Annotated in this window: 14 protein-coding genes and 1 pseudogene; 9 read left to right on the top strand and 6 right to left on the bottom strand. The window is 73.5% G+C overall.

Features of this window, described 5'->3' with window-relative positions; all coding sequences use genetic code 11:
- Positions 1-140: 140 nt before the first annotated feature.
- The 7 genes from ACVWNX_RS20270 to ACVWNX_RS20300 all read left to right on the top strand — a co-directional run bounded on the left by ACVWNX_RS20270 (position 141) and on the right by ACVWNX_RS20300 (position 8,350).
- Positions 141-683: a hypothetical protein gene (locus ACVWNX_RS20270; RefSeq protein WP_454408816.1), complete on the top strand. Its 543-nt coding sequence runs from the start codon at positions 141-143 to the stop codon at positions 681-683.
- A complete protein-coding gene (locus tag ACVWNX_RS20275; protein WP_454408817.1) occupies positions 683-2,005 on the top strand; it encodes an efflux RND transporter periplasmic adaptor subunit in 1,323 nt (440 codons plus the stop codon). The genes ACVWNX_RS20270 and ACVWNX_RS20275 overlap by 1 nt, the downstream gene beginning before the upstream one ends.
- The gene (locus ACVWNX_RS20280; protein WP_454408819.1) at positions 2,002-2,925 is read left to right on the top strand and encodes an ABC transporter ATP-binding protein; all 924 of its coding nucleotides are present in this window, start codon (positions 2,002-2,004) and stop codon (positions 2,923-2,925) included. The genes ACVWNX_RS20275 and ACVWNX_RS20280 overlap by 4 nt, the downstream gene beginning before the upstream one ends.
- Positions 2,922-4,226, top strand: a complete 1,305-nt coding sequence (locus ACVWNX_RS20285) for an ABC transporter permease (protein ID WP_454408821.1) — start codon at positions 2,922-2,924, stop codon at positions 4,224-4,226. Before ACVWNX_RS20280 ends, ACVWNX_RS20285 begins: the two co-directional genes overlap by 4 nt.
- A 652-nt stretch (positions 4,227-4,878) precedes the next feature.
- A complete protein-coding gene (locus tag ACVWNX_RS20290; protein WP_454408822.1) occupies positions 4,879-5,766 on the top strand; it encodes a hypothetical protein in 888 nt (295 codons plus the stop codon).
- A gap of 529 nt (positions 5,767-6,295) precedes the next feature.
- On the top strand, positions 6,296-7,030 hold the full coding sequence (locus ACVWNX_RS20295; protein WP_454408824.1) for a hypothetical protein: 735 nt from the start codon (positions 6,296-6,298) through the stop codon (positions 7,028-7,030).
- A gap of 123 nt (positions 7,031-7,153) precedes the next feature.
- Complete coding sequence (locus ACVWNX_RS20300; RefSeq protein ID WP_454408826.1) at positions 7,154-8,350, top strand: aminotransferase-like domain-containing protein; 1,197 nt, start codon at positions 7,154-7,156, stop codon at positions 8,348-8,350.
- A gap of 21 nt (positions 8,351-8,371) precedes the next feature.
- Here the strand turns inward: ACVWNX_RS20300 and ACVWNX_RS20305 are convergent, their stop codons facing one another.
- Positions 8,372-8,857 (bottom strand): beta-class carbonic anhydrase, encoded by a 486-nt coding sequence (locus ACVWNX_RS20305; RefSeq protein WP_454408828.1) that lies wholly within the window; start codon positions 8,855-8,857, stop codon positions 8,372-8,374.
- 394 nt (positions 8,858-9,251) lie between these two features.
- A complete protein-coding gene (gene argS / locus ACVWNX_RS20310; RefSeq protein WP_454408830.1) occupies positions 9,252-11,027 on the bottom strand; it encodes an arginine--tRNA ligase in 1,776 nt (591 codons plus the stop codon).
- Positions 11,028-11,412: 385 nt separating this feature from the next.
- Here argS and lysS point away from each other — a divergent pair, with 385 nt between their 5' ends.
- Both lysS and ACVWNX_RS20320 read left to right on the top strand, forming a co-directional pair.
- Complete coding sequence (gene lysS / locus ACVWNX_RS20315) at positions 11,413-13,146, top strand: lysine--tRNA ligase (protein WP_454408832.1); 1,734 nt, start codon at positions 11,413-11,415, stop codon at positions 13,144-13,146.
- A gap of 466 nt (positions 13,147-13,612) precedes the next feature.
- On the top strand, positions 13,613-13,822 hold the full coding sequence (locus tag ACVWNX_RS20320; protein WP_454408834.1) for a hypothetical protein: 210 nt from the start codon (positions 13,613-13,615) through the stop codon (positions 13,820-13,822).
- 1,081 nt (positions 13,823-14,903) lie between these two features.
- Here ACVWNX_RS20320 and ACVWNX_RS20325 read toward each other — a convergent pair.
- The 4 genes and pseudogenes from ACVWNX_RS20325 to ACVWNX_RS20340 all read right to left on the bottom strand — a co-directional run.
- Positions 14,904-15,390 (bottom strand): annotated as a pseudogene (locus tag ACVWNX_RS20325) (DUF2637 domain-containing protein); the annotation flags it as partial.
- Positions 15,391-15,500: 110 nt separating this feature from the next.
- A complete protein-coding gene (locus tag ACVWNX_RS20330; protein WP_454408835.1) occupies positions 15,501-16,334 on the bottom strand; it encodes a DUF4231 domain-containing protein in 834 nt (277 codons plus the stop codon).
- A gap of 892 nt (positions 16,335-17,226) precedes the next feature.
- Positions 17,227-18,099: a DUF3558 family protein gene (locus ACVWNX_RS20335; protein ID WP_454408837.1), complete on the bottom strand. Its 873-nt coding sequence runs from the start codon at positions 18,097-18,099 to the stop codon at positions 17,227-17,229.
- A gap of 122 nt (positions 18,100-18,221) precedes the next feature.
- Complete coding sequence (locus ACVWNX_RS20340) at positions 18,222-19,100, bottom strand: DUF3558 domain-containing protein (protein WP_454408839.1); 879 nt, start codon at positions 19,098-19,100, stop codon at positions 18,222-18,224.
- Between the last annotated feature and the right edge of the window lie 52 nt (positions 19,101-19,152).

The raw sequence follows: 19,152 nt of genomic DNA on the forward strand, positions 1-19,152 counted from the left end.
TGCGGTACCCGGTGCGGTGGTGGTGGAAACGCCCGGGAAACGGGCCGTCGCGTTTGCTCGGCGGTGTCGGAGGCCCGTCGCCCCGGCACACGGGGGCCGGGGCGACGGACCGGAGCGGACGATCACGAGGAGACGACACGATGCGATCCGGGACACGGAGGGCGTGCGCGGCGGTACCGGCGGTGGCGCTGGCGCTGCTGCTCGTCGGCTGCGGCGCGGGCGGCACCGGCGAGAAGGTCGCCACGGCGGGCGGCGGCAAGAAGACGGGCGGGGCGGCGGGTCCGGAACTCAGCCCGGAGAAGGCGGCCCTGAAGCTCACCGAGTGCCTGCGGGAGAACGGCGTCGAGGTGGAGGACCCGGAGCCGGACGGCGGGGTGCGGATCGACGGCGGGGCGATGAAGGACGTCGACCGGTCGAAGGTGGACGAGGCGATGGCCGCCTGCCGGAAGTACGCGCCGCAGGGCGTCGGCAAGGGCGGCGACCCCAAGGCGATGGACCGGATGCGCGACTACGCCAAGTGCATGCGGGAGAACGGGGTGGAGGAGTTCCCCGACCCGGAGAACGGCGGGATGCGGCTGGACCCGGAGATGGTGGAGGACCCCGACTTCATGGCGGCCGAGAAGAAGTGCAAGCCCCGGCTGGGCAAGGGCGGCGGCGGGATGCTGAACGGGAAGGAGGGCTGATGGCGGGGGAGACGGCGGACGCCGTGACCTCGTCGGACCCGGTGACCTCGTCCGGCCCGATGGCCTCCCCGGATGCCCTGGACGTCCAGGGCTCGGGGGGATCGGTGGGATCGGCGGGCTCGGTGGACGCGCCGGACGTACCGGATGCGCCGGGCTCGGGCGGCTCGCCGGACGCGCCGGGCTCGGTGGAGGGGGTGGAGGCGGCCGGGGGCGGTGCGGTCGGGCCGGGGGCCGCGCGGCGGGCGCGGCGGGGCCGCCGGGGGCGGTGGCTCGCCGCGCTCGCCGTGCTGGTCGCGGGCGGGGTGGCGGCGCAGAGCTGGTTCGGGCTGGTGGGCCGGGACGGCGGTGGCGGGGACGACGGCGCCGACGACCGGCTGCCGCCGAAGTCGGTCCGGGTCGACCGCCGGGACCTGAAGGACAGCCGCACCGAGGACGGTTCGCTCGGCTTCGGGACCTCCCGGACGGCCGTCGCCCGCACCGCCGGGACCCTCACCGACGCCCCGCGCGCGGGGAGCACGCTCCGGCGCGGACAGACGCTGTACGAGGTGGACGGGGCGCCCGTGGTGCTGCTGTACGGGGCGAAGCCCGCGTACCGGGCGCTGCGCGAGGGCGTCGAGGGCGAGGACGTACGGCAGTTGGAGAAGAACCTGGCCGCCCTCGGGTACGACGGGTTCACCGTCGACGACGAGTTCAGCGACCGTACCGCCGCCGCCGTGAAGGAGTGGCAGGAGGACCTCGGGACCGAGGAGACCGGGCGCGTGGACCTCGGCCGGGTCGTGTTCGCGCCGGGACGGGTCCGGGTGGACGCCGTCGAGGCGGAGGAGGGCGCCGCGCTCACCCCGGGCGCCCAGGTGCTCGCGTACACCGGCACCGACAAGGTGGTCACCGTCGAGATCGACCCCGAGCACCAGGGGCGGGCGAAGAAGGGCACGGAGGTCGGTGTGGTGCTGCCGGACGGCCGGACCGTCCGGGGCGAGGTCGACGGGGTCACCACCGTCATCACGCCCGGCGAGGGCAACGAGGACGCCGAGACCACGGCCGAGGTCCTCGTCTCGCTGACCGGCGCCGGGGCCCGCCGGGCCGCCGACCGCTACGTCCTGGCCGCCGTGGACGTGGAGTTCACCGCCGGGACCCGGAAGGACGTGCTCACCGTCCCGGTCGCCGCGCTGCTCGCGCTCGCCGAGGGCGGCTTCGGGGTGGAGGTCGTCACGGGGGACACCACCCGTTACGTCCCGGTGGAGACCGGGCTGTTCGCGGACGGCCGGGTCGAGATCAGCGGCGGCGGGATCTCCGAATCCACCCGGGTGGGGGTGCCCGAATGATCCTCCTGGACCGGGTGACCCGGACCTATCCCGGTGGGGTGCGGGCCCTCGACGAGGTGTCGCTGCGGATCGCCCCGGGCGAACTCGTCGCCATCGTCGGGCCGTCGGGCTCCGGCAAGTCCACCATGCTGAACGTCCTCGGCACCCTCGACCGGCCCACCTCCGGGCGGGTGGTCATCGACGGCTACCCGGTCGGGGAGCTGTCCGACGCGCGGCTGTCCGCGCTGCGGGCCACCCGGATCGGGTTCGTGTTCCAGCACTTCCACCTGGCGGCCGGGACCACCGCCCTCGACAACGTCGCGGACGGGCTGCTGTACGGCGGGCCGCGGGCCGGGGAGCGGCGTCGGCGGGCGGCGGCCGTGCTGCGCCGGGTGGGCCTCGGCCACCGGCTGGACCACGAGCCGCACGAACTGTCCGGCGGGGAGCGGCAGCGGGTCGCCATCGCGCGGGCGGTCGTCGGGGAGCCCGCGCTACTGCTCGCGGACGAGCCGACGGGGGCGCTCGACTCCCGGTCCGGTGCCGGGGTGATGGACCTGCTGAGGGAGTTGAACGCGGCGGGCACCACGGTCGTGGTCATCACCCATGAGCGGGAGATCGCGCGGGCGCTGCCCCGGCGGGTGCTGATGCGGGACGGCCGGATGGTCGCGGACGAGCTCCGGGACGGTCCGGCGCGGGCCCCTTCGCGGGCCGTCGCGCGGACCTTCCCCCAGGGTTTTCCGGGGGGCTCCTCGGGCGGCTTCCCGGCGGAGGCCGACGGGGCCGTACCGGGGGCCTCCCCGGGGGGTTCCGCGAGGGGTGACGGGCCCGTCCCGGGGGCGTCCCCCGGGCCCGACGGGGCCGCGCCGGGGGTCGGAGGGCGCGTCCCGGGGGCCGGGGGGCCGCCGGGGGGTTCCCCGTGGACGGCGGAGGTGCCGCGATGAGCGTCACCGTCCCGACAAGGTCCCGGCGGCGCGCGAACGGCCGCCGGTCCGGAGCCGGGCCCGGTAGCGGGTCCGGGAGCGGTTCCGAGGGGGTCGCGGCGCGGCCCCGGCTGCGGCCCGCGCGGCTGGCGGCCCGTGATGTGCTGAAGGTCGGCGCGGTGGGGCTGCGGACCCGGCCGCTGCGGGCGTTCCTGTCCGCGCTGGGCATCGCGATCGGGATCGCGGCGATGGTCGCGGTGGTCGGCATCTCGTCCTCCTCCCGCGCCGAACTCGACCGCACCCTGGACGCGTTGGGCACCAATCTGCTGACCGTCTCCCCCGGCGACACCATGCTGGGCGACCAGGCCGCGCTGCCGCTGACGGCCGAGGCGATGGTGGCCCGGATCGGTCCGGTGGACTCGGTCTCGGCGGTGGGCAAGGTCCCGGACGCCAAGGTCTACCGCAACGACCGCGTCCCCTCGGCGGAGACCAACGGGCTCGCCGTCTACGCGGCCCGCGAGGACCTGCGGAGCGCGGTCGGCGCCCGGCTGCGCGCCGGGACCTGGCTCAACCGGGCGACCGCCCGCTACCCGGCGGTCGTCCTCGGGGCGGACGCGGCGGCCCGGCTCGGCCTGGGCCGGATCGGACCGGACACCCGGGTGCTCGTCGGCGGCCGGTGGTTCACCGTCATCGGGGTCCTCGAACCGGCGCCGCTCGCGCCGGAGTTGGACACCGCCGCGCTGATCGGCTGGCGGGCCGGGAAGGAGTACCTCGGCTTCGACGGGCACCCGACCACCATCTACACCCGGTCCGCCGACGCGGCGGTGCCCCAGGTGCAGACGGTGCTCGGGGCGACCGCCAACCCGGAGCACCCCGACGAGGTCGACGTCTCCCGGCCCTCCGACGCGCTCGCCGCCCGCGAGGCGGCGGGGGAGGCGTTCACCGGGCTGCTGCTGGGACTCGGCGCGGTGGCGCTGCTCGTCGGCGGGGTCGGGGTGGCCAACACCATGGTCATCTCGGTGCTGGAGCGGCGGGCCGAGATCGGGTTGCGGCGCTCGCTGGGCGCCACGCGCGGGCAGATCCGCACCCAGTTCCTCGCGGAGTCGCTGCTGTTGTCGGCGCTCGGCGGGCTGGGCGGGGCGGTCCTCGGCTCCTCGGTCACCTCCGGGTACGCGGTCTACCAGGGGTGGCCGACGGTCGTCCCGCCGTGGGCGGTGGCGGGCGGGGTCGCGGCGACGCTGGTGATCGGCGGGCTGGCGGGGCTGTACCCGGCGGTGCGGGCCGCCCGGCTGGCCCCGACGGAGGCGCTGGCCGCGCCCTGAGGCCCCGGGGTCCGGGGCCCCCGGGCCTGGGGCCCCCGGGCCTGGGGCCCCCGGGCCTGGGGCCCCCGGGCCTGGGGCCCCCGGGCCTGGGGCCCCCGGGCCTGAGGCCCCCGGGCCTGGGGCCCCGCCTCCGGGCTCCTGGCCCAGGTCCCCTGCCCCAACCCCAGCCCTGGGCCCGGCCCCAACCCTGGCCCTGGGCCCAACCCGGGACCAGGGTTGGGGCTTGGCCCTTGCCCCGGCCCCTGCCTCCTATTCTTGGCCCTGCCTCCTGTCCTTGGCCCTTGGCCCCGATCCCGGGTCTCCGGCCCCGCTGGCGGCGGCCGGGGGCCGGGCCTGCCTGGGGCGGCGTCACGGCTCGCGGGCCCGTCCGCCCCGTCCCGTCCCCGCCCCGTACCGCTCCCGGGCGGGGCGGGGCAGGGTGGACGGGCCCGGGGCCGCGGGCCGTACGACCCGGTCCCGTCCGGTACGGTTCGCGGGCCCGTTCCGTCCCGTCCCGGCCCGTCCGGTACGGCCGGGATGCGGTACCCCCGTCGCCGTAAACCGGACGTGCCCGTCCCCGGAGGTGTACACGGCCTGCGGCGGCGGTAATCCTGGGGCGGGGGCGCGCGGCGGTGCGCGCCCCCCGCGGTGGGGCAGGGGGAGGTATGGGCGGATGAGTACGGTCGATCCTGCCGCCGCGCGGCGCGAGGAGGAACGGCGACGGTCCGAACGCGACCGCCCGGGCGCTCCGTTGGGGCCCTCGCTGTGGGCGGTGCTCCTGCTGTACGGCGGACTGTGGGCGCTGTGCGGGTACGGGGCCGCCGACATGGCGGCCTATCCCCTGGGGTCGGTGTACCTCTCCACCGATCTGTACCCGGTGAACGACACCCCGGTCTTCCTGTGGGCCTTCCTCGCCGGGCTGGTGGCCGCCCCCATCGTGCGGCTGACCGGCGGGGACGTCTGTCTCGCGCGGCGCGGCGAGTACTACGGCCCCCTGTACTTCATGGCCCTGGCGTACCTCGGGGTCGGGCTGGGGGTGCTGTTCGGGGCGCGCGAGCGGTGGGTGCGCCCCCCGAAGGAGGGCGTGTTCGTCGACGGGCTGGGCCTGGGCGACGACGAGTGGCACACCGGGGCCTGGGTCGCGTGGACCGCGCAGTGGTGGGTACCGGCGCTGCTCGTCGTGGTGTTCGCGCTGCGGCTGGGGTGGACGGTCCACCGGCACGCGGCCCGGCGGCGGCGCGACGCCCGGGCCTGGGAGGTCATCCACACCGGGCTGCGGGTGCCCGGCCAGGTGACCGACTCCACCCCGACCGGGACGGAGGTCGACGACCGGTTCGAGGTCGAGTTCGTGGTGCTGTTCTCCGACCGCGCGGGCGCCGACCGCTGGGTGACCAAACGAGCGCTCTTCGACCCGGGACACCAGCCCCGTTCCGGGGACCGGGCGGTGGTGTGGTTCGACCCGGCCGCGCCGGACGACCAGCGGGCGATCCTGGTCGCGCTGACGGTCCGGGGCGACGACATCGAGCACCGGCTGCGCCGCGGGGAACTGCCGTACATGTGAGCCGGGGCGCCGTCCGTCCGGTTCCGGTTCCTTCCGGCTCCGCCCGGACCCGCACGCCCCTGTCCGACTCCGCCCGGACCCGTCCGACCCGTCCGGCCGCGTCCGGACGGGTGACGGTGAGTGAGGTACAGACCACGTGCCGTGGTCCGTACCACCTTCCCTGCCCGGCCGTCCGGCCGTCGGGGGCGCGCTCCGCCTTGATCGCGAACGCGATCAAGGGAAACCGCTGTCCGGATTCGCACACCTGCGGGGACGTGCGGGAACGGGTTCCGGTCTTTTCTGACGCAATGGCGACGGGTGGGTGCTCCCGTCCCGTCCACCGTCTCCCGGCCGGGCGGTCGGGTGTCCGGCCGGGACCGGGAGGGTCCGTTCCGGCTGGCGGGGCCGGGCCACCGTGTACCGTCCGTCATCTTCGGGAGCGGTGAACCCGGGGAGCGGACAACGGATCTGACGGACCGTACGGCCGGTTAATGTCTGGGCTGTGGTGGTCGGCGGTGATCACCCGTGGCCTGGGTGAAATGGGACTTCCATGACCGATCTGTTCACCGTGTCCGTCGACGGCGTCGAGGGAGCCGTCCTCCGCGGCCGGATACACCTCGTCAGCGCGGACGCCGTCCGGGTCCCCCGTGACCACGCCTTTCCCGTCGCGCTGCTGGCCGAGGCGTGGTTCCGGCTGGCCGGGGACGGCCCGGGGGAGCCGGGGGCGGACGCGCGCCCCACCGGACGGCGCCCGGACCCGGACGCCGTGGCGGACCTGCGGCTCGCGCCCGAGCTGCGCGACCTCCACGGGTGCCTCGCCGGACGGCTGGTGAGGGTGAGCGACGACGGCTATCTGCTGGACGGGGACGGGGTGACCGTGCGCGAGCCCCGGCGGCGGGCCGCCGACGTCTACGACCTCGGCGGCTCCGGCCGGGACGGGGTCTCCGCGTACGTGCGCACCCTCAGCGACAGCGACGAACTCGCCCGCCGGGCGGCGGAGATCGTCGTCGGGTACGAGGTGGGACCGTTGCGCAACGTGCCGGTGTGGCGGGAGGTGGCGGCCGTCGACCCGGAGGAGTGGGAGCCCGGCCTGGAGGAGATGGCGACCTGGGACGCCCCGGCCGACCTCGACTACTGGCGGACCTGGCGGCTGCTGGACGGCCGTCCGCTGGAGGACCACCCGTACGCGGAGATCACCGTGAAGGTCTCCGACGCCGGGTACCTGGAGCACCTGGTGCCGGGGACGCGCTGGTCCACGGCCGGGACGGGGGCGACGGCGGTCTGACCGGCACGGTCGCACCGGCCGCCGTCCGGATCGCGGAACGGTGGCTGTAGGCAGCAGCTACCCCGCTAGGGTGTGCGGCCACCATCCCGCCGGGCCCCCGGGCCCCGTACTCCAGGAGTAGCCGTGAGCGCTGTCGTGGCCCCGCCCCCGTTCGCCGCGCGAGCCGCCGCCGTCGGCGGTTCGCCGGTCCGGGACATCCTGTCCGTCGTGGGCCGCCCGGGGATGATCAACTTCGCGGGCGGACTGCCCGCGCCGGAACTCTTCGACGGGGCCGGGGTCGCCGCCGCGTTCCGGGACGTCCTCGCCGAGACCCCCGCCCGGGCGCTCCAGTACGCCACCACCGAGGGCGAACCCACCCTGCGCGCGGCGCTCGCCCGCCGCACCGCCGACCGGGGGCTGCCGACCGGCCCCGACGACCTGATCGTCACCACCGGCTCCCAGCAGGCGCTCTCGCTGCTCGCCCAGGCGCTCGTCGACCCCGGGGACACCGTGCTGGTGGAACGGCCCTGCTACCTCGCGGCGATACAGGCGTTCTCCTTCGCGGGCGCCCGGGTGGTCGCCGTGCCGGGCGACGAGGACGGCGTCGACCCCGGGGAACTGGACCGTCTCACCGCCCTGCTGCGGCCCAAGCTGTTCTACTCGGTGCCCACCTTCCAGAACCCGACCGGACGGACCGTCCCCCTCGCCCGCCGCGCCGCCGTCGCGGAGGTCGCCGCGCGGCGCGGACTGTGGCTGGTGGAGGACGACCCGTACGGGGAGCTGCGGTTCGAGGGGGAGCGGGTGCCCTGGATCGCCTCCCTGGACGGCGCCGCCGACCGCACCGCCCTGCTCGGCAGCTTCTCCAAGGTGATGGCGCCGGGGCTGCGGCTGGGCTGGCTGCGGGCGCCCGCCACGCTGCTGCGCGCCTGCGCGATCGCCAAACAGGCCGCCGATCTGCACACCCCGACCGTCAACCAGCTGGCCGCCGCCCGCTACCTCGCCGACCGGGACCTGGACGCCCACGTCCGGACGGTCGCCGCCGCCTACGGGGAGCGGCGGGACGCGCTGCTCGACGGGCTGCCCGGGGCGCTGCCCGAGGGGTCCTCGTGGACCCGTCCCGAGGGCGGGATGTTCGTCTGGGCGCGGCTGCCGGACGGCTCGGACACCGGGGAACTGCTGAAGGAGGCCGTCGCCCGGGACGTGGCGTACGTGCCGGGGGCGCCCTTCCACTGCGACGCCCCCGACCCGGCGACCCTGCGGCTGTGCTTCGTCACCCACACCCCCGACGAGATCCGGGTGGGGCTGGAGCGGCTCGCCGGGGTGCTGCGGAAACCCGTGTGAGACGCCGCCCGTCCGGGATGGTCACTCCACCTCGGTGAGGCGGCCCGTCGCCACGTCGAACACGAATCCACGGCTGCGGGTGTGCGGGACGAAGGGGCTCCCCTCGATACGGCGGACGGATTGCCGTACGTCCTCCTCCAGATCGGTGAAGGATTCCGGCGACCAGGAAGGACGGATGAGGGTGTCCTTCTCGATGTCCCGTTTGAATTCGTCGTCGGTGAAGGTGAGCATTCCGCAGTCCGTGTGGTGGATCAGCATGACGCTGCGGGTGCCCAGCAGCCGCTGGCTGATCACCAGCGAACGGATCACGTCGTCGCTGACGACACCGCCCGCGTTCCGGATGACGTGCGCGTCTCCGGGGCGCAGGCCGAGGATGGAGTAGATGTCCATCCGGGCGTCCATGCAGGCGACGACGGCCAGTCGCCGTCGCGGGGGGAGGGCGAGGGGGCCGGAGAACGTCGTCGCGAAGGTCGCGTTGTTCTCCAGGAATTCATCGGTCACGGACATGTCGGTGGCCTCGCTTTTCGCGTGATGAACGGCGCGCGTCCGGAAATCCGGGGCGCCGTACCGCTGTTGGCGGGGAAACAGTAGCGGCCCTTTTCCGGGGTGCGGGAATTCCCGTCAACGCGGAAACCCATCGGCGGACACGGAAACGCCCCCGCAACAGACGTGTTGACGGGGGCGGGCGAAAAGGCGGCGGGGTCACCGCCCGTGGTGGGCGGTGACCCCGTTCGCGACGCGTGGTGTGCCGGTGCGCCGGTGTGCGGTGTGCCGGTGCGCGGGCGGCGGTGCGTGACGCGCGGTGCGTGACGTGCGCGGGCGGCGGGCCGACCGGACCAGGTCCGCCAGGTCCCGCCGATCCGCCAGGTCCCGCCGGTCCGGCCGGTCCGCCGTCCGTGGGTCAGAGGCGCTCGGGCGTGCGGATGCCCAGCAGCTCCATGCCCCGGCGCAGGGTCGCCGCGGTGACCTCGCACAGGAAGAGCCGGTTCTCGCGCCGCTCGTCCGTGTCCGCCTTCAGCACCGGGCACTTGTCGTAGAACGTGGTGTACAGCGAGGCCAGCTGGTACAGGTACGCGGTCAGCTTGTGCGGGGCGTACTCGGCCGCCGCCTCCGCCACCGTGTCGCCGAACTGGTCCAGGTGCAGCCCCAGCGCCCGCTCGGCGTCCTCCAGCGCCAGCTCCGGACGGGCCGCGACAGTCGCCCCCTCGCCCGCCTTGCGCAGGATCGAACGGATCCGGGCGTACGCGTACTGGAGGTACACACTGGTGTCACCGTGCAGCGACACCATCTGGTCGAGGTCGAACTTGTAGTCACGGCTCGCGGACGTCGACAGGTCGGCGTACTTCACCGCGCCGATGCCCACCTGGGCACCCCGCTCCGCGATCTCCGCCTCCGACAGCTGACCCTGGACGTCCTTCTCCCGGACGACCGCCGTGGCCCGCTGGACCGCCTCGTCCAGCAGGTCCTCCAGCCGCACCGTCTCGCCCTCACGGGTCTTGAACGGCTTGCCGTCCGCGCCGAGCACCGTGCCGAACGCCAGCTGCACCGCCCGCACGCCGTCGCCCAGCCAGCCCGCGCGCCGGGCCGTCTCGAAGACCATCCGGAAGTGCAGCGCCTGCCGCGCGTCCACCACGTACAGCAGGGTGGACGCCTTCAGCCCGAACACCCGGTCCCGGATCGCCGACAGGTCGGTCGCCGCGTAGCCGTAGCCGCCGTCCGACTTGCGGACGATCAGCGGCGTGGGCTGCCCGTCCGGGCCCTTGACGTCGTCGAAGAACACGCACAGCGCGCCCTCCGAGCGGACCGCCACGCCCGACTCCTCCAGCAGCCGGCAGGTCTCGTCAAGCATGTCGTTGTAGCCGGACTCGCCGACCACGTCCGGGTCCCGGATCTCCATGTCCAGCTTGTCGAAGACCGAGTAGAAGTAGATCTTCGACTCGTCCACGAACCGCTGCCACAGCTCACGGGTGCGCGGATCGCCCGACTGCAGCGCGACCACCCGGCGGCGGGCCCGCGCCTTGAAGTCCTCGTCCGTGTCGAACAGCGCCCGCGCGGCCTTGTACAGCCGGTTCAGGTTCGACATCGCCGCGCTGCCCTCGGCGGCCTCGTCGGCCCGGTGGTCCAGCTCGTGCGGGTGGTCGATCAGGTACTCGATGAGCATCCCGAACTGGGTGCCCCAGTCGCCGATGTGGTGGCGGCGCACCACGGACTCGCCGGTGAACTCCATCAGCCGGACCACCGCGTCGCCGATCACCGCCGACCGCAGATGGCCGACGTGCATCTCCTTGGCCACGTTCGGCTGCGCGTAGTCGATGACCGTGGTGCCCGGGTCCCCGGCGTAGGGCACGCCGAGACGGCCCTCGTCGTCCGCGAGGCGCGCCGCGAGGTTCTCCGTGATCGCCCGGTCGGTGAGCGTGACGTTCAGGAAGCCCGGACCCGACACCTCGATCCCGGCGAACAGCCCGTCGGCGGGCACCGCGTCCGTGACCTTCCCGGCCAGCTCGCGCGGGTTGGTCCCGGCCTTCTTCGCGAGGGCCAGGATGCCGTTGGCCTGGAAGTCGGCCCGGTCGCTCCGGCGCAGCAGCGGATCGACGGCACCGGCCTGAGGCAGGGCTGCCTGGAGTGCCGTCGCGAGACGCTGGTGGACGGAAGCGGAAAGGGACGTGACCGAAGCCATGGATGGGCGCCGTTCTGCTCGGGTTCCGGAGCTGTCTGGAAGGTGCTTCCCGGGGGCGGGCCGCCGCCCCGGGGCCGGGAAACCGGCCGGGCCCAGTATCCCACGCGGGCCGGTGCCGCTGATAAGGCGTTTTCGCCCGGAGCGCGGGAACTGGGAGAATGGGCACAACGGCCCTCGCACGCCCGTGCGGGCCGGGTCACCCGGGGCCCGCGGACCCCGCCGGACGCCCTCCGGCGGCCGGTCGGCGCGCACCGGCCCACCGCCCTCACGGGCTCCCCCGGGACGCACCGGACGCACGGTGGCACCGGTCGTCCGGGGCGCGCGGTGAGCCGGGAACCGGGCACTGGGAACACTGGGAACACTGGGAACACTGGGAAAGAAGGACGTGCCGATCGTGGCTCAGAGCAACGAGACCACCGACTGGGTCTCCCGTTTCGCGGATGACGTCATCGAGGAGTCGGAGCGCCGCGCCCCCGGGAAACCCGTCGTCGTCGCGTCCGGCCTGTCCCCCTCCGGCCCGATCCACCTGGGCAACCTCCGCGAGGTCATGACCCCGCACCTGGTCGCGGACGAGATCCGCCGCCGGGGCCACGAGGTCCGCCACGTGCTGTCGTGGGACGACTACGACCGCTACCGCAAGGTCCCCGCGGGCGTCGACGGCGTGGACGCCTCCTGGGCCGAGCACATCGGCAAGCCGCTGACCTCGGTGCCCGCCCCCGCGGGCTCCCCGCACGCCAACTGGGCCGAGCACTTCAAGGCCGCGATGACCGGTGCCCTCGCCGACCTCGGCGTCAGCTACGACGGCATCAGCCAGACCGCCCAGTACACCTCGGGCGCCTACCGCGAGCAGATCCTGCACGCGGTGCGCCACCGCGCCGACATCGACGCCATCCTCGACCAGTACCGCACCAAGAAGACCGCGCCCAAGAAGCAGCAGAAGCCGCTGGACGAGGCCGAGGTCGAGGCCGCCGAGGGCTCCGGCGCCGCCGCCGAGGACGACGGCTCCTCCGGGGCCGCCGGGTACTTCCCGTACAAGCCGTACTGCGGCGGCTGCGAGAAGGACCTCACCACCGTCCGGTCCTACGACGACGACACCACCGAGCTGGCCTACGTCTGCGAGTCCTGCGGCCACGAGGAGACCGTCCGGCTGGACTCCTACGACCGGGGCAAGCTGGTGTGGAAGGTCGACTGGCCGATGCGCTGGGCCTACGAGGGCGTCGTCTTCGAGCCGTCCGGCGTCGACCACTCCTCGCCGGGGTCGTCGTTCCAGGTCGGCGGGCAGATCGTCGGCGCGGTCTTCGGCGGGAAGCAGCCCATCGGCCCGATGTACGCCTTCGTCGGCATCTCCGGCATGGCCAAGATGTCGTCCAGCAAGGGCGGGGTGCCCACCCCGGCCGACGCGCTGGAGATCATGGAACCGCAGCTGCTGCGCTGGCTGTACGCCCGACGGCGCCCCAACCAGTCGTTCAAGATCGCCTTCGACCAGGAGATCCAGCGGCTCTACGACGAGTGGGACAAGCTCGGCGCCAAGGTCGCGGACGGCTCGGTGCTGCCCGCCGACGCCGCCGCCCACGCGCGGTCCGTCGGCACCGCCGACGGACCGCTCCCGGCGACCCCCCGCCCGCTGCCCTACCGCACCCTCGCCTCGGTCGCCGACATCACCGGCGGCCACGCCGACCAGGCGCTGCGGATCCTCCGCGACCTCGACCCGGAGCGCCCGCTCGCCTCGCTGGACGAGGTGCGGCCCCGCTTCGACCGGGCCGAGTCCTGGATCCTGCGGCACGTGCCCGCCGAGGCCCGGACCGTGGTCCGCGAGGAGCCCGACACCGCGCTGCTCGCCTCCCTGGACGACCAGGGGCGCGACTCGCTGCGGCTGCTGCTCGACGGACTCGACGCGAACTGGTCGCTCGACGGGCTCACCGGGCTGGTCTACGGGGTGCCGAAGGTCCTCGCCGGACTGGAGCCGGACGCCAAGCCGACCGCCGAACTGAAGCTCGCCCAGCGCGAGTTCTTCGTCCTGCTGTACCGCCTGCTGGTCGGCCGGGACACCGGACCCCGGCTGCCCACCCTGCTGCTCGCGGTGGGCGCGGACCGGGTGCGGACGCTGCTCGGCGGCTGAGCCGGACCGGTCGGGTTGCTGCCGGTCGTCCGGCTGACCGGCTGACCGGCCGACCGGCCGTCGGCGGGTCCGGGGCGTCCGTCCGCCGGTCCGCCTTCGGGCGGCCTGCCGGTCCGTCTTCGGTCGGCTTGTCGGTCCGTCTGCCGGTCTGGTCGGTACGGGTGTCCGGCCGTCGGGCCGTCCGCCCGCCGGGCTTTCGAGGCCCCGGTGACCACGGAATCCCGTGGTCACCGGGGCCTCGGCCGTGCGTCGGCCGTGCGTCGGCCGTGCGTCGGCGGTGCGGGTGCGGGTGCGGGTGCGGGTGCGGGTGCGGTGGCGTGGCCGGGGCGGGGCGTCCGGGCGTCCCGGCCGAGGGGCCCGGCGGCGCGCAGGGCACCGCACCGCGTCCCGCTGCACCTTTCGGTGTAGCGCCGGTTCCGTCCCCCGCACGACGATTCCGGCCGGTTCCGGCGGAATCGTGGAGGACATGAAGAAATTCCTCTGCGTCGTCGGCTGGATCGTCGGTGTCCAGGGCGCCCTCGGCTTCTTCGGTCCCTACGTCGCGGACCGTCGGCTGGGGCTCCTGCCCACCTGGTTCGACCTGCCCGCCGCCGTGTACGCCGGACTCCTCGTGGTCGGGGTGGCGGTGGGCCTGTGGGGAGAACCAGCCTTCAGGAAGGGCGGGGCACGGCCCTGAGGGACGCGCTGGGCGAGGCGCTAGGCGATGTGCTCCTCGGTCAGCTCGGCGTTGAGCCGTTCGCCGAAGGACTTCACGTAGCGCTTGAGTGCGGCGTCACTCTCCTCGGCGCCGTACGTGGCCTGGAGGTCGGCGCCGAACCCGGCCGGGGTCGGCATGCCGCCCTGCTCCTTCGTGGCGCTGCGGAAGACCTGGTAGTAGGCGTCCTCCCGGGACATCCCGTCGGGGAACCTCGGGGCGTCGCCCGGTGCTCCCGGACCGCTCCCGGCCGCTTCCCCCGCCGCCCGCGCGAGGTCGACCGGGTGGTCCGGCGCCCCGCCGTCGGCACGGTGGCCGGGACCGGCCTCCGGGGCCGGGTCCGGCCCGGCGACCCGTACGGGGTCCTGGGCCGGTGCCGCCTCCCGGGTGCGGGCCGGTGCCGGGACGGTGCCGTGGCCGAGCGGACGGGTCTGGACCGGGCCCGCCGGGACGTGGAAGCCCGGGCGCGGCGGCTCGGGGACGGCGTATCCGGGACGGACCCGGTCGGGATCGTCCCAGCGCGCCGGGTCCTCCAGCCACGGGTCCTCCGGCCATCCGCCGTCGGACCACGGGTCCTCGTCCGGCTCGAACGCGGGGTCGTAGCCGCCCTCGTAGGGCCGCTGGGGGGACGACTTGAACCACGGGCTGCCGTCCGGACCGTAGCCGTCCGGCTCGCCGAAACCGTCCTCCGGGCCCGGCCGGTGGCCGTCCGGGTGCGGTTGCGCGTGCTGCCGCGACCGGTCGTCCGGGTGACCGTCGCGGTGGTCGTCCGGGTGGTGCCGGGGCGCGCCGCGCCGGTCGGACGGTGCCGGGGCGCCGTTCCCACGGGGCGCTTCGAGCCGGCGCTCCGGCTCACGGGCGAGCGCGGGCGCCGTCCCCGGACCGGACGCACCGGACGGACCGGACGGACCCGACGGGCCGGCCGGTACGGACGAACCGGTCGGTATGGAAGGGCCGGAAAGCGCTGACGGGGCTGACGGGGCTGACGACACCGACGGGACGGACGGGACGGACGGGGTCGCCAGGGCGGAGGGGGCGGACGGGGTGGCGGAGGCCACCGCCGCCGGGATCACGGCGGGTTCGATGCCCGCCGCGGCGAGGCCCGCGGGGGCCGTCTCGGCGAGCGGCACCCCGTAGCGCGCGAGCCGCAGCGGCATCAGCGACTCCACCGGGGCCTTGCGGCGCCAGGCCCGCCCGAACCGCGAGCGCAGCCGGGCCTGGTAGACCAGCCGGTCCTGCTCCAGCCGGATCACCTGGTCGTAACTGCGCAGCTCCCACAGCTTCATCCGCCGCCACAGCAGGAACGTCGGCAGCGGGGAGAGCAGCCAGCGGGTCAGCCGGACGCCCTCCATGTGCTTGTCGGCGGTGATGTCCGCGATGCGTCCGATCGCGTGCCGGGCCGCCTCGACGGAGACCACGAACAGCACCGGGATGACCGCGTGCATGCCGACGCCCAGCGGATCGGGCCAGGCCGCCGCGCCGTTGAAGGCGATCGTCGCCAGCGTCAGCAGCCAGGCCGTCTGCCGTAGCAACGGGAACGGGATGCGGATCGTTATGTCGCTTGTTTGTTGGGAGTGTAGCTATCCCGTACTGGTGGCTTCAGCAGAGGTTGGACGCGGTCTTGCCCTGCGCTGCAATGATCCTGTTGCAGACGAAGATCCTATCCCTGGCTCCGCTGTTGCTCAGGTGACTGCTCCAGCTGCAGCTCCCGCTTGCGCTGCTCTTCCTTGATCTTTTCCACGAGACGCGCGAACCGTCGCAGCCTTTCCTTCTCTCCCTCCTCGGGCGTGAGGGAGGGATCGACGGTCTCGTACTCGTCGAGGTGGAACTGGACTGCGGTGTAGTGCTTCTCGAGTTCGTCTGCGGTGGACTGCAAGTTGAATCCCCGCTCACGGAACTTGAAGTAGCCCGACAGTCCAGCACTCACACCGACCGTCGCGCTGAGGATGGTGGCTGCCAGGTTCAGCGGGGTGACGTTGTGGTCCATGGCGACCAGGGTTGAAGCGACGATCGACCCGGCGATGATGAGGGCTTGGAGCGCGTTGTTGACGCGCCGGTTGCGGGTTGCCCTGATCCGATATGCGTCCATCAGCTCAAGAGTCGACTCCCGGTAGATCCGCAGCGCGGCCTCGGAGTCAAGGGGGAGCGCCGCAGCGGCGTTCTGCTTCTCCGCGAGCATTTTGCGCAGTTCGGACGTGTGGTCGACTTTAGCTTTCCGGTTCTTCATCAGCATGACGCCCGCGCTGATCCACAAGACTGCCACGATGATGAGCCCTGCCCACCGAGTGAAGGTCGGCTTCTCTTCCCAGAGCCCGATGATGACCGTGTAGCCGAGAAGGCTGGTCAGAACCATGGAACCGAAGGCGACCAGGTAGTACATCCGCCGCTGGAAGCGGGTGGCCTTCAGATTTTCCAGGGCGTGGTCGTAGGCCCTGCTCTTCTCGCGGTAATCGCTTTCCAGTGCGGTGACTTGCGATTCGGGCAGTCGAGCCACAGTGCTTCTCCCCCGTGTGTATGCGGACGTAGTCGTTACTTGCGCTGCAGGTGACCTCGGCTTGATCCGTGTCGAGCGCGGCAGTCACCCTAATTAGGTCAGGCAACAGTCGAACATCTTATTACAAACACTTGGCTAAAAGTCGCCGAGGTGTGAGTCGATAGAACGCTGGCTCTCACATGCCCCGTGGCCGGGACGATGCGGAGCGTCCGGGAACAGTCGATGTCCTAGCGCTTCGTCGCGGCTGAGCGCCTCCCCACGTATCTCATGGAGGCACGACGATGGCGAAGCAGTCCATCCGGACAGCTGCGAGGTTTCCACGAGAAGCGGGCGGCTCATGGTGATGATCGGTTACAGCATCAGCGGCCACTGGCCTACCGGCGATCCGGACTGACTGAAGTCCCTCGTCTCATCGCTTGACTGTTACCGCAGCGTAAGCACTGTGATGCCGCTCACCGTGTTCGTGGAGGAAGTCCTGCAATGAGTGGAGCTTGTCGGCGGTGTCAATGCCTGGGGGACTCCGCTAAGCGAAGGCCGCCCCCGCTCGAATTCGACGAGTCCATCCACGTGCTTGGCGCCTCGCTCCGAGCGTGCATCGTCACACCACTCGAGCGATTTCAACTGCCTTTGCGTAGATCGCCAGAAGCCTTGCGGAGATCTTGAAGCAGGCGCCGGGTACCCGTACCGGCGCCTGCTGGACCAACGCCATCGGGACGGCGAGAGACCTTCTCGAAGCGCTAGGTGCATTGGCCCGCAACGTTGTTGACACAGCTGATACGTGGCTGTGCCGCCGCGCGTCCGCGCCGCCGTCCGGAAACAGCCGTCGCGCGCAACAGAGTGGCACACATGTGCGGATGAGGTGAGGGTGAGGTACGGGTGAGATGGTGCGGGACTACTCGCCCTTCTTCTTCGGCTGGTCCGGCGCGGTACCGCTGCCCTCTGAGCCGTCGGCCTTCCCGCCGGTGCCGGAACCCTGGCCGGAGTCCTCGTCCGAGGTCTTGGCCTTGTCCCCGTCGGCGTCCCCGTCGGTGCCCTCGGCGGCGTTCCCGTTGGCCTGCACCACCGCGGCGACGGCCTCCTTGGCCGCCTTCCGGGCCGCCGAGGCGAGGACGTCCGCGCTCGGCGTCCCCTCGCCCGCGAGACCCGCGCCGTTGTAGTCGAGCGTCACCACGACGTTCTCGACCCGCGCCACCACCGTCTGGTGCTTGAAGGTCCCTTCCTTCTTCTTCAGGTCGTACGCGACCAGCCGCGCCTCCTCACCGGTGCCCTCGACCGGGGTGGTGGTGAGCTTGCGCGCGTCCTTCGTCGCCTGGGCCTCCCGGACCTGCTTGAGCAGGTGCTCCGTGGCCAGCTTCGACCCGGAACCACGGGTCTGGTCGGAGTCGAAGCGCAGCAGCGAGACGTTCAGCCAGCGGAACTGGGAGCCCGCCACCCCGTTGTTGTCGAGGCTGCTCCACGAGCAGGTGCCACGGGTCGACGCGTCGTTGGAGGAGCCCGCCGACCCGGCCCGGGCCTTCGGCACGAGTTCCCCGCGCGTCTTCTTGGTGAGGGTCTCGCAGGCGTCCGGCAGGTTCGCGTACCTGGCCTTCGGGACGGTCGGCGCCTTGGTCGCGGCGCTGGAGGACGCGGAGGCGGTGGGCTTCCCCTCCTCCTTCTTCTTCGCGCCGTCGCCGGAGTCGGAGGAGCAGCCGGCCACGCCGACGATCACGGTGGCGGTGGCCGCGCAGACGAGGACGCGGGTGAGTCGCTGTGCTGGTCGGTGCATGGTTCCTTCGCTCGTGACGCGGTGGATCGGTGGGCCTTGAGGGGTGGTCCGAGGGGTCACGGTACGCCGAACGGGTGCGGGACGGGTCCGTGGCGGAGGGTCCGGCCGGGGCCGGACGGCGGTCACTCGCTGAGCAGCTCGACCAGCCGGTCGGCCAGCTTCCGCGCCCTGTCCTGCATGTCCTCGCTGTCCGGCCGTTCACCGGAGAGCGTCGGCTGGGCCTCGTACCCGATGGTCACGACAACGTTCGACGTGCGGAACACCACAGTCACCTCGCGGTGCTGGGCGGAGCCGGAGGTGGTGAGCGCGTCGTCGACGAAGGCGCTGTCGCCGAGGTCGTCGAGGACCCGGGGCAGCGGCTCGGCGTCGTCCTCGTCGCCGCTGGCCGTCGTCCCGCCGTCGGGGGCGGTGGCGGAACCGGCGGGGGCCGAGGCGGTGGAGGAGGAGCCGGAGGCAGGCGGGGCGGAGGGCGAGCCGGACGCCCCGTCCGTACCGTCGTCCCCGTCCCCGTCCGCGCCGTCCTCGTCCTCGTCGTCGGAGGCGGTGCTCGGGGCCGGGAGGTCCGCTTCGGCCTCCTTCGCCTCGTAGACCTCCTGGGCGCGGTCCTCGTCGCTGACCTCGCCGTCGTAGGACACGACCCGTTCCAGGTCCACCAGCAGATGGTGGGTGGCGTCGACGGACTCGGCCTTCCAGCGGCAGCCGACCCGGCGGTCGGTGTCGTACGTCGCGGTCGCGGTGCCCTCGTACGCCTTCTCCCGCCGCTCCTCGTCCGGGATCTCCTTGACGCCGGGGAGCAGCGGATCGAGGGTGCCCCGGCCGAACGCGCCGCAGGGCTCCGGCAGGGTGCGGTGACGGCCGGGCTCGGCGGTGGGCGCGGTCGCGCCGGGTCCGCCGCGTTTGTCGTCCTCCGGCCCGTCGTCCGTGGTGGAGCCGCCGGTGCAGCCCGTGAGCAGGGCCGCGAGGAGTACGGCGACGCCCGGTACGTACGCCTTCCGCTGCACGGTGATGGCTCCTCTCGACGCGGTGCGCGCCGGACGGCGCGGGAACGCGGCG

It is taken from the genome of Streptomyces sp. JNUCC 64, from assembly GCF_054484115.1.